Source organism: Sphingobacterium sp. GW821-FHT03E03 (genome assembly GCF_059420745.1).
In genome coordinates, this window is sequence record NZ_JBWKUH010000001.1 from 719350 (window position 1) to 730698 (window position 11349).

Here is an 11349-nt window from a genome sequence, read left to right on the forward strand (position 1 = left end):
ATCGGTAAACGCTATTTTTTTCTAGGTGAATGAAATTTGAACTTATTCCCTTTATAGCCAAAACGCGACAGAATAGATAAAATATTCTTTACAATATTGTAATTCTGTACAATTCCTCTTAGATTGCATGCGTTCATGACACACTACGACAGACAGCATCTTTTTTTATATCAGCTTGCTACTTTAACATTTTTATTGGTGATATTTCAATCTGAGCTCTATGCGCAGCGCCCTGTCAATGAAATAGAAATCACTGAGCATATCGCAGATACAAGTAAACAAAGGGACCTGATCGATATCGGAAAAGATATTCTCAAGATTAAGCCACCACAATCTGTCGATAGTACCGGAAAAAAGTTTTACTTTTCATTTCTGCCATTTTCGACAAATGTACCAGGAGGAGGACACGCTTTAATTACGAGTACCACAGCAGGGTTTTATCTTGGTGAGCGTAAAAGTACCTATATGTCTAAAGTTACTTTCACTCCATACACCAATTTTGGAAAGCGATTCGGCCTCCCCATCCGCTCCTATGTCTGGTTAAAAGATAATACTTGGGTTATCGATGGTGATATCAGGCTATTAAAATACCCACATGAGACTTGGGGAATAGGCAAAGAGCATCACGGAGACCAACAGATCAATTTGGATTATACTTATTTTAGACTATATCAACATGCGCTAAAAAGAATCCACGGCGGACTGTTTATGGGCATTGGCTATGATCTGGATTACCGCATGAATATCAAATCCACGAGTGCGATCCCACTTGACGAGTATACCTCCTACCCTTATGGCACGGATTTAAAAGATCATACTGTTTCTTCGGGCCTTAGTCTCAATCTCATTTATGATACACGTGCGAATTCTATTAATACCTGGTCTGGCAACTATGCCAATCTACAATTCCGCCTTAACCCTGTTTTCATGGGAAGCGATCAAAATTGGAAGTCCTTATTCCTTGAAATCAGGAGATACCATCGCTTGACCCAGGATGCGAATAAGCAGAATATGATTGCTGTGCGTAGCTTTTTCTGGACTGTATTCAATAGCAAAGCACCTTACCTCGATTTACCTAATTTGGGGTGGGATCCTTACAATAGTTCCGGAAGAGGGTTTCCCGTAAGTCGGTTCCGTGGCAAATCGTTGTATTATCTGGAAACAGAGTACCGCCGTGACATCAGCAGCGATGGTTTATTCGGTTTTGTGGCTTTTATAAATTTCACAACCGTCAACGGACCAAAAAATAGCATGTTTGCAGACTGGAACATCGGTACTGGTGCTGGCGCCAGAATTAAATTTAACAAGAACTCGGGCACCAACATCGGCATAGATTATGGTGTCAGCACCAATCACCGTGGAGTAAGATTGACCCTGGGTGAAGTATTTTAACACTTAACTCAAATGATAACTTTGATTTTTAAACTCCATGGAGGCATAATACCGATACTTCTTATTATCTAATGGATAATCCCAACAGCCCATTCGATGATAGATCTCACCACCAAAACCCGTTTTAAATCTATAAAGTCCGTATAATGGATGTGAAGGATCTGCCTGAGGTGATACGCCAAAGAAATCATATTCCGCACAGCCTTTCTCCTTTGCTATCTGCATGGCACGCCATTGCAAGGCATAAGTAGCCATATAATTGCGATTCTCGGAAGCGGAGGCACCATAAAGATAGGTTCCCCGATTTGCAGCAATTACTAGAAACATTGCAGCCAAAGGTTGATTGTCCACCTCGGCAACCAGTAAATAAACATCTGCTGGAGACAAAGTATCATTTGCCTTGGCAGATAGTACAATCTTGAAATAGTTGATATCATGCAAGAAAAAATTATTACGAAGCGCAGTCTGCCGATATAACTCATACCAGATCTCCAGGCTCTCTAAACCAAGAGAACGAACCTTTACGCCTTTCCTTTCAGCCAAATGAATATTGTAACGCGTCTTTGATTTCATATTGGCCAACAGAAGATCTTCCTCTTTTCTAAGGTTCATAAAAATGGTATTAGAGGGAAGAATATCTGTATTCGCTTTATGAAAATTCCAATTTTCAGTATTAAAATTAAAGCGCATTTCCTGAATACGTTTTTCAGGAACGCCTAACCAATTGCCGTAGAGGTCATAACAGTCATCATCTTTTGCCCAATGGGATTCCCAGGACAGATCATATCGTATCATAATACAATTGGGCGGCAAGTAAGAACGTAAACTCTCCGAAAGCTGCTCTAAAAACGACCCTTGATTTTCTTCTGATGGTTCTATTTCAGGACCATATGGTACATACGCGATGCTATGCTCATGATCCACTGCCTGAATAATAATCAATAGATCCCCTACAAAATAGGTATCGTCTTCCACTCCGATATAAAGATCAGAGTGCTTCGATTTGAAATTAAAAGCCTTCGATTCTATCCCCTGCATCTTTTTCACAGCAGACCAATAGGCCGTCTGTTGAATAATACCTGTCTTGTAGAGACCACTTACTTCTTTGTCATTTATATCTGCTATCATAACATTCCTATTGTTGTCGGATATTTTCAGAAAACACGATAAACCTTATCGATTTCAACACCCAAAAACGGCAAACTTAGCCAAAATACCCGGTTACGCGGGCTGTCATTTGTCACTTTGTTGTTAATTTTAAAAAACAGTGAATGATTTCGACAAAAATCATCTTTTTCACATTATTTAACGGCATTATATTATCGACTTGGTTGGTATTTTGGCTCAAAATTTAGGATATTTGTAGCCTAACAACTCACCGACAATGATGGACAATAAAGCGATCTCTAAAATTTTTAAATTGTGTAGCCAATTAATGGAACTTCACAACGAAAATCCATTCCGAACAAAGGCTATGGCTAGTGCATCTTTTAAATTGGACAAATTGCCCTTTCGTATCGATGACGCCTCGCTTGAAGAATTGAGCGCACAGCCAGGCATGGGAAAAAGTACCGCCGAAAAAGCGAAAGAGGTCGCACAAACCGGAACGTTTAAGGAACTCCAGGTCCTATTGGCGAATACTCCATCAGGAGTTGTTGAAATGTTAACCATAAAGGGTCTTGGTCCAAAAAAGGTTCAGATTATCTGGCAAGACCTTGGGATTGAAAGTGTAGGCGAACTACTGTATGCCTGCAATGAAAACCGTCTAGTTGAAGCTAAAGGATTTGGCTTAAAAACGCAGGAAGAAATAAAGAAGTCCATCGAATTTTCGATATCCAATCAGGGGTGGTTCCTATACGCCAAAGTATTGTCCCAAGCTGATACATTTTACGCTATTTTAAAAACACATTTCCCCTCGTCTCTCCTATCCTTTACCGGAGATTTTAGAAGAAAATGCGAGGTGTTAAGCACAGTAGATCTACTCATTTCCGAAAGTATAGAAGCGGTGGAGAAATTCCTAGGTGATTATACATTGGTGGAGAAAACAGAGAATTCACTGGAAATTACCGATGAATTAGGTTTTACATTCAAGGTTTTCAGTACGAATATCAATGATTTTTATCGAGACCTTATTCTCAGTACAGGATCGACCGCACACTTGGATCTCTTATTCAATATTCTTCCTGACTTACCTTCACTTTCCAGTGAAGAAGCTATCTATCGTAACTTAAGGCTTGATTATATTGAACCTGAATTGCGCGAGGGTCTTGACGAAATTGAACGCGCCCAGAACCATACTTTAACTCAATTAATCCAATTTAAAGATCTCAAAGGGACATTGCACAACCACTCAACTTATAGTGATGGTGTGCATACCTTGGAGCAAATGGCTCTTTATTGTAAAGATGCATTAGGTCTCGAATATCTCGGAATATGTGATCACTCCAGAACGGCTGTTTATGCAAATGGTCTTTCCATCGAAAGATTGGAAGAGCAATGGAAAGAAATTGCCAGCTTAAATGAAAAACTAGCACCTTTTAAAATCTTTAAAGGGATAGAATCCGATATTCTAAGCGACGGATCACTGGACTACCCCGATGAGGTACTAGCACAATTTGACTTTGTTGTCGCCTCTGTTCACTCCAACTTAAAGATGGATGAGGAAAAAGCAACCGCCAGATTGATTAAAGCAATTGAAAACCCATATACAACAATTTTGGGACATCCAACGGGCCGTCTTTTATTAAGTAGATCGGGCTATCCACTCGACTTTAAAAAAATAATTGATGCCTGCGCCGCGAATAAGGTCGTCATTGAAATTAATGCAAATCCTTTAAGGCTAGATTTAGATTGGAGATGGCATCGCTATGCTGTGGAAAAAGGTGTATTGTTATCCATTAACCCCGATGCGCATCGCACTGAGGGTCTACTGGACATGCAGTATGGTATTTTTGTTGCACAGAAAGGTGGCCTGGAAGCAAAAAATTGTCTGAATACATACTCCTTGACAGATATTACAAACTATTTTTCCAATCGTAGATCTTAATAAAGCTTATTATGTCGCATAAAACCAATGCAGTCCGCTTGTTGGATACGGCAAAAGTAAACTATGAATTAAGAGAATACGAGGTGGATGACCATGATGTCAGTGCCGAACATGTTGCCTTGTCATTGGGTCTATTACCTGAAACACTTTATAAGACTTTAGTATTGAAAGGAAATATAGACCCTTACATTGTTGCTGTAATTCCCGGAAATGCCCAACTTGACTTAAAAAAGATCGCTAAAGCATCAGGTAATAAAAATTGTGAAATGCTCCCTATGAAGGATCTCCTAGCTGTAACGGGCTATATCCGCGGTGGCTGCTCACCTATTGGCATGAAAAAACTATTTCCAACATTTATTGAGGAAGCAGCTCAATTGGAAACAGAAATTTCTGTGAGCGCGGGAAAACGAGGCCTTCAAATGATATTAAATCCCAACGATTTAGCAACGATGACCAAAGCGATCTGTTCAGATTTGATCAGCATTTAACACGAACATCCTCGCTCGATGTCAGCTCTTTCGTCCATACAACAAAATACGTTTAAACGGATATATCGCGGGGAATCTGGAAAAATACTGTTTAATACGTATCTTAAAAGCCTCAATGAAAGCAGGTCTTTTATCTTCGTCCAATCGCTCAATATAAGGGATCAATGCCGATCCGGAAATAAAGTTATAAAGTACATCCACTTCCGCGGCAATAATTGGGTATATACGAAGCGAAAGATCCAATTCCTCCAAGCCTGCATGAAATAAAATCTGTGCATAGTCATCTATACTTAGCACCGATGAAGCCCTATTCCAACCATCCAAATAACTTCGGTAAGGTTCTTCACCAGCCAGCTCAAATAGCAATTTATTTAAGACATTTTCTGGCTGGTAAGGCATCTGAATTGCCAATTGTCCGCCGCTACTCAATTTGGAAATGAGATGCGGAAAAAGCATTTGGTGATCATCCAGCCATTGCAATGCCGCATTACTGAATATCAAATCCCATGAACCCGCTGTCTTCAGAAATTTTTCAACACTACTATTTTCAAATTTCAGGTGTTCATGTTCAAGTTTACGACTCATCGATAGCATTTCCGGAGATGCATCTATTCCGAGAAATGTAGCTTGTGGAAATTTATCGCTCAAAATAGCTGTTTGCTCACCGGTTCCACATCCGAGATCCACTGCTTTCATCATTGCTTCAGAAGCTATTAATTCAGATAGATCAAAAAAGGGTTTGAAACGAATGTCTTTAAACTGATTATATACAACTGGATTCCAAGGCATAATATTTTTTATTTAAATCCCAATGGGATAATAGAACATTTGTTATTTAAATAGCTCCAAAATTTCAGCAACATCAACTTTTCCAAAATACGAAGTTAGATCTATGGCTTCCAACAGCAGCCTGATTTCTTCCAATTGATGTTTTTTTCCAACCAATAGTTGCTCCACTTCATGAATAGATTCAGAAGCAAAAAAATCCCCGAAAATCTTGGCATGCTCAATATAACCTTTATGTACATCTAAATGTAATTCTATAAAACCGGCGGGTATCTTGATTGCCTTTTTAAAATTATAATTCGGAGAGAAACCGAAATTCCAGTCCCAGGTTTCATATTTTTCCTTCACCAGATGTTCGATATTCTGGATATCAGTTGCAGAGAAATGAATGACCTTCGCATCCGGATTTTCACGCTGCATCTCTGCGATCAAGAGTTCCTTAAATTTTACCGTTGTAAAACCCTGAGGTAGATAACCGATCAGATTTGTTACTCTGGCACGGTTGGACTTGACAGCTTTATCGACAAATTTAAGCGGGTTTACCTTCAATGCATCACTCAAAATCTGCATCTGTGAATCAATTAAAATAGTACCGTGCTGAACCATTTTACCATTTTTTGCGAGCTTAGCATTTCCACTAAACTTCTTTCCATCCACCAACAGGTCATTTCTTCCCTCCAGTTTTGCCGGAATATTCAATTTGTTCAAAACAGAAACAATGGGTTGCGTGAAAGTAGAAAAATCCATAAAATCGAGATTTCCCAATAGGGTGTGGAAGGAGAAATTGAGATTCCCTAAATCATGATATACGGCACCACCGCCAGACATTCTCCTAACGACCTTAATCTTATTATCATTTACATAATCAAGGTTAATTTCAGCCAAAGTATTCTGAAATTTACCGATAATAATTGACGGATCATTCATGTACAATAAGAAAATGGGTTCTTTAGGATATTTCGTGAGCAGGTATTCCTCAGAAGCAATATTGAAATAGGCATCATGTGAAGGCGAATCAATAATAAACATCGTATTTTTATATTTTCTTAAAATTAACAAGAATTTAAATGCCTTGATTCATCTCAAACTCATAATTTTCATCAATCCCGCGTTTTGTCAGTTTCCTATTACAACAATCCTAATTACCGCCAAGAGATTTCAAATGACGCTAAAAACAACATAGTTTTCAGGATTAGGAATGCTTTTAGACAGCCCATTCAATTATTGATCTTTGCCCCCTTATTATAAAACCAATTACATATAACCGCCTTACTATACACCCGATGAATTTCTAGCAGATCCTATTTTTTCTTCAAGATTTTTGATAATCAATGCGGAAAAGTCTTCTTTTACAATCTCTTCTGTTTGGCATAAAGCTCCCGGACTAAAAACATTAATTTCCATAATACGATCGCCCACGATATCCAAACCAACAAAATACATTCCATCCTGTATCAATTTGTCTTTGATTTTATCAACCATAAGTAGCAGCTCCGGCGAGATTATCGCGGCTTGAGTTTTTGCCCCTTGATGTACATTGCTCCGGATCTCATTCCCCTGCTGAACACGATGAACAGCAGCATATTTTCCATTGATGGAGACGGGTTCACCATTCAACAGAAAAAAACGGATATCACCGGCAGCTGCTTCGGGCAGATACTCCTGTCCAATCACATAGCCATCCCTGGCAATCGCCTCCACCGTTTGCTTTAGATTCTGTTGATTATCTTTATTAATCAAAAACACATTTTTCCCACCAGACCCCTTTAAAGGTTTTAAAATAATCAGTTTATTTTGCTGCTCAAAAAACTCGACAACATCAGCATAATTTCTGGTTACAATTGTTTTGGGTCGGATAGACTCGTCAAACCCCTCGAGATACAATTTATTACTTGCCCGGCCCAAACTATCTGGATCGTTAATGACCTGTACACCTTTTTCTTTTAATAAGGAGGCGAACTGCAGCGCGGATGAAGCTGCCCAGGGTCTATTCACCATATCCAAAACAGGATCGAATCTAAGCCAAATCACATCCATCTTCTCCAATTCCATTTTTGTCTTTGCTGTAGCTCTCAACACCTCCATCAACTGTTTTGCAGAGGTAATCTGTTGTGTAGGAAGTACCTCACGCACATGGGCGGCAATATGGGCAGATTCATAATAAAAATCGGCCAGTCCGATGTAATAAATTGCATGCCCTAGCTGATGTGCCTTCAATGCGAGCAGGGTTGTTGTGAAACGTTCAGTTTCTTTATGTGTCTGATTAATAACAAATGCTATCTTCATATAGTGTCGTTAATTATTGTATCATCTGAAATATTCCTTTACTTTTCTTGAGGTTGGTTAATACATCTTTATAGGGTGAGGTCAAGTATTTGGGTGTTAACACCGGTGCATTCAATACACCCTTAAGCATTAATTCTTCGACTATTGGGATATAATCTTCCCTGATCTTGCCCATAGTCAGCAAGGTGAGATCCCGACCACTTTTTATATAATTTATCAATTCGATCAAACCACTGAGGTATAAGGCATCTTTCGTAAGCCCTCCGCTTCTAAAAACACGCATGGTCATCTGAAAAGCCGTTTCTGGCAGAAACTGATATTTATCTACCAACAGCGCGAATGTATCTAAAAAAGTGTTTCCCTGTTGCATGTGATATACCGCTACCACCCTACCGGCTAATATGCGTAATCGATTATTCGTCAAGCCACCAACCAAGTACTCGGCGAGTACAGCCAATCCCTCCTGAAGCTTCTCATATCCTGGAACTCCTAACCTAAAAAGACTGAAGGGCTGTTGTTTGCCATTATAGTAGGTAACGATATGTGTCCCAACTTCATGCTGGATCAATGCCTGTACCCGATGTCGGGGTAGACTATATTGTTTACTGATATTTAAGACCCCTTGATTCACCATCACTCCATAGATATCATCCCGAAGCCGTACAGTCGTACCAAAATTAGGATCCTGGCTTTTTAAATAATCCAGTTCTTCCTGTGCTAGTTTCGCAAACTCTTCTGCATAGACGATATCCTCTTCCTTTGTACGATGTTCTCTGTCCGCCGCTGTAATTGTTAATATGGCTTGCGCTTTTTCCAACAGCTTTTCGTTGACGGTACCAAACACCTGCATGCTGCCGAGTAAAAATCCCTCTTTTCCCCGTTCGCTCAGCATGCTCATCATCTGATCAAGCTCTTTGCGTTTATCCCGAAACAAATAAGCGATGGAAGGGTCATAAAGGTCTTCAATATGTAAATTATAGAGATTGCGTTTAATAATATCGGGATCAATCGGCATGGGCCTATAATGAAAAACAGGAACCTTACGATAATTCCCCTTTTTGAATTGTAGCCAGGCGTCGTAGGAATTTGTCGGTGTCACCAACAGTAGAAAATCAAACCGTTGACTTTCGCGTGCCAATTTCTGGTCAATTTCCCAGGCCAAAGGGAGCATCTTTTTGGGATGACTAATTTTAAATGATGTTGGTTTTGACAAGGTATGTATGCGAATAAACTCAAAAAATGTTTTAGATAAACTTCGGGATATAGCCTCACGAAAATGGCGAAGATCAATGGGAAGTATTTGCTGGTTGGCCCCCAGCAGATACTTCGGTTTGATTTCTAATCCCATATACAAGATATTGCTATTTAATTTATCCAATTGTATGCTCGCCGGAGAGAGACTCTGTGTCGCATTGGTTTTTGAATCGGTCGCAATTTCGACTTTAGCAATAGATTCCTCCGTCTCCAATTGCTTTCCGAGATATTGTGCAATGGATTGTACATTTTTCCGGGCAATATGAATCTGAATATCTTCCTCTTGTCCCTGGCTTGCGGTCCAAGCTTCTATGATAAGACAGGCACCAAATTCTTCGACGAACTGATTAAGTATTGGTGCGATCCAGTCCGATACATTCATTTCCGGATCTTTCACCTTAAAATATGCCGGTTCGGATTTTACCAATTCCGCTAGCATCGGATCTGGACTAAAAAACTGTCGATACAAAAATAAATAAGGTACCACCTGATTGAATACCATTTTATTTTTTGGTGGTATCTGAATATGAAAAACCTCCTTATTCTTGATTTTTTTTAGAATACCCGCTAGCTGCTTCGCATTATCTTTCATAGGCAAAATAGGATTCGAGGGTGTCAATGCTTTGCATTAAAAGTTGTTTATATTCCTGTAACTTTTGGGGGTAGACCTCTCCTGTCCATTCATTCATAAAGTCCTTGCGAAACTCAATAGAGAAAACACAACCCTTATCGCCGAATTGCTCATTTAAATAAGATGACAAAAAGCCGCCCTTAAATTTAACATTCTCACGTACATCATAAGCCTGCCCATCCTTACCAGTACGAAGTACATCCATAAATGAGCTGGTCAATTCCTGCCATTTGCTGTGGTTGTTTGCTGTTCCAATATTAATCTGTGGATTGTTTACTTTGTCGATCATAGTCGACGGTCCATCTCGGAATGCATTATAACTATGAATATCATAAACAACAAAATAACCATAGCGGTCAATGGTGTTTTGAATCTGCTGCGTTATTTTGCGGTACAACATGTCATAAGATTCGTACAGTTGATCTTTTATATGTTGTGGTAAATCTGTCCTCCAGACCTGAATTCCCCAAGACTGGTCGGGCGTCAGATAGATGGCTCCCTCCTTATTCCTATTTAAATCCAATTGAAACCTCGATGTGCCACAAACAAAGCGGTTAAAGGGCAATTCTGCCAAAATTGCCGTATATGGATCCTCCTCACGTAAGCGATCTTCGGGAGAAATATGCAAATACGGTTCTAAATCCGAATCGATATGATGACCATCGTGGATAGCAAAAGCCCAAAAAGGGCTTCTCTGATTTTCGAATTGATATAGATAGGATAAGGACATGTACTTTATATTAAACAGTTTTAATGATTATTTGCTTACTCTGAATAAGTAAACGCTTACAAGCGATAAAAGGTTTGAAAAATAAAATACTAAAGCCTCGGTACAAGGAAGTACCGACGTATTAGCCATAGAAAGCGTTAAAAATCGTTAAACCTACTGATTGGTTTATGCGCTGGCATTCTTATTGAAAGTTGTTTACTAGTTTCATAAATTTAGGTTAATAATTAGTTAGTTTATAAAAAACCTGTTAGTCCCCGCTAATAGGTTTTTTATTTTCTAATACGAAAAGAATATAAATATTAGAATATTTTACTGAAAATCAATATAGAAATACTAAAAAATGTTAAAAAATCTAAAAAAGTGAAAATAGTTGAAACATTTTATATTCTCATCACGTTATACTTGTACTTTTCATAAATTTAGGTTAATAATTGGTTAGGAAAACTCCTGTTGCTCCCCGCTTCAGGAGTTTCTGTTTATCAACAGTTTATAAAAATAAAACGGTAATAACACTTGGTATATCTGCATCCTTTAACACATCCACCACCCAGGATGGATTCAATCGAGCATTAGCTTTTTAGAATTAACGACTTCAGCGATTTATCCAAAATAAGAGCGAAATTATAAGTTAACAAAAAAATGACAATTTATTCATCTTAGGTAAATAAGTTTTGGCACAGGTATTGTACTGTTTTAAGCATTCATAAATTTAGGTTAATAATTGGTTAGTTAAAAC

General features: G+C 38.8%; 9 protein-coding genes. 3 read left to right on the plus strand and 6 right to left on the minus strand.

What is annotated here, in order from left to right; genetic code table 11:
- Positions 1–198: 198 nt before the first annotated feature.
- On the plus strand, positions 199–1392 hold the full coding sequence (locus AC07UV_RS02910) for a BamA/TamA family outer membrane protein (RefSeq protein ID WP_495182679.1): 1194 nt from the start codon (positions 199–201) through the stop codon (positions 1390–1392).
- Positions 1393–1395: 3 nt separating this feature from the next.
- On the opposite strand, the gene AC07UV_RS02915 is transcribed toward AC07UV_RS02910, so the two are convergent.
- On the minus strand, positions 1396–2520 hold the full coding sequence (locus AC07UV_RS02915; RefSeq protein ID WP_495182680.1) for a lipid II:glycine glycyltransferase FemX: 1125 nt from the start codon (positions 2518–2520) through the stop codon (positions 1396–1398).
- A 259-nt stretch (positions 2521–2779) separates the two neighbouring features.
- On the opposite strand from AC07UV_RS02915, the gene AC07UV_RS02920 reads away from it, so the two are divergent.
- The gene (locus AC07UV_RS02920) at positions 2780–4438 is read left to right on the plus strand and encodes a DNA polymerase/3'-5' exonuclease PolX (RefSeq protein ID WP_495182733.1); all 1659 of its coding nucleotides are present in this window, start codon (positions 2780–2782) and stop codon (positions 4436–4438) included.
- A gap of 11 nt (positions 4439–4449) precedes the next feature.
- Positions 4450–4926 carry a Cys-tRNA(Pro) deacylase gene (gene ybaK / locus AC07UV_RS02925; RefSeq protein WP_495182681.1) on the plus strand — a complete coding sequence of 159 codons (477 nt, stop codon included), beginning with the start codon at positions 4450–4452 and terminating at the stop codon, positions 4924–4926.
- Between the two features lie 21 nt (positions 4927–4947).
- On the opposite strand, the gene AC07UV_RS02930 is transcribed toward ybaK, so the two are convergent.
- From AC07UV_RS02930 to AC07UV_RS02950, 5 genes are all read right to left on the minus strand, one after another.
- Positions 4948–5715 carry a methyltransferase domain-containing protein gene (locus AC07UV_RS02930; protein WP_282253485.1) on the minus strand — a complete coding sequence of 256 codons (768 nt, stop codon included), beginning with the start codon at positions 5713–5715 and terminating at the stop codon, positions 4948–4950.
- Positions 5716–5757: 42 nt separating this feature from the next.
- The gene (gene lplA / locus AC07UV_RS02935; RefSeq protein WP_495182682.1) at positions 5758–6741 is read right to left on the minus strand and encodes a lipoate--protein ligase; all 984 of its coding nucleotides are present in this window, start codon (positions 6739–6741) and stop codon (positions 5758–5760) included.
- A 243-nt stretch (positions 6742–6984) separates the two neighbouring features.
- On the minus strand, positions 6985–7998 hold the full coding sequence (locus tag AC07UV_RS02940; protein ID WP_282253483.1) for an ATP-grasp domain-containing protein: 1014 nt from the start codon (positions 7996–7998) through the stop codon (positions 6985–6987).
- A gap of 13 nt (positions 7999–8011) precedes the next feature.
- Positions 8012–9844 (minus strand): peptidase MATCAP family protein, encoded by a 1833-nt coding sequence (locus AC07UV_RS02945; protein WP_495182683.1) that lies wholly within the window; start codon positions 9842–9844, stop codon positions 8012–8014.
- Entirely contained in the window at positions 9834–10613 is a 780-nt protein-coding gene (locus tag AC07UV_RS02950) for an N-formylglutamate amidohydrolase (RefSeq protein ID WP_495182684.1), read from the minus strand. Before AC07UV_RS02950 ends, AC07UV_RS02945 begins: the two co-directional genes overlap by 11 nt.
- Positions 10614–11349 lie beyond the last annotated feature (736 nt).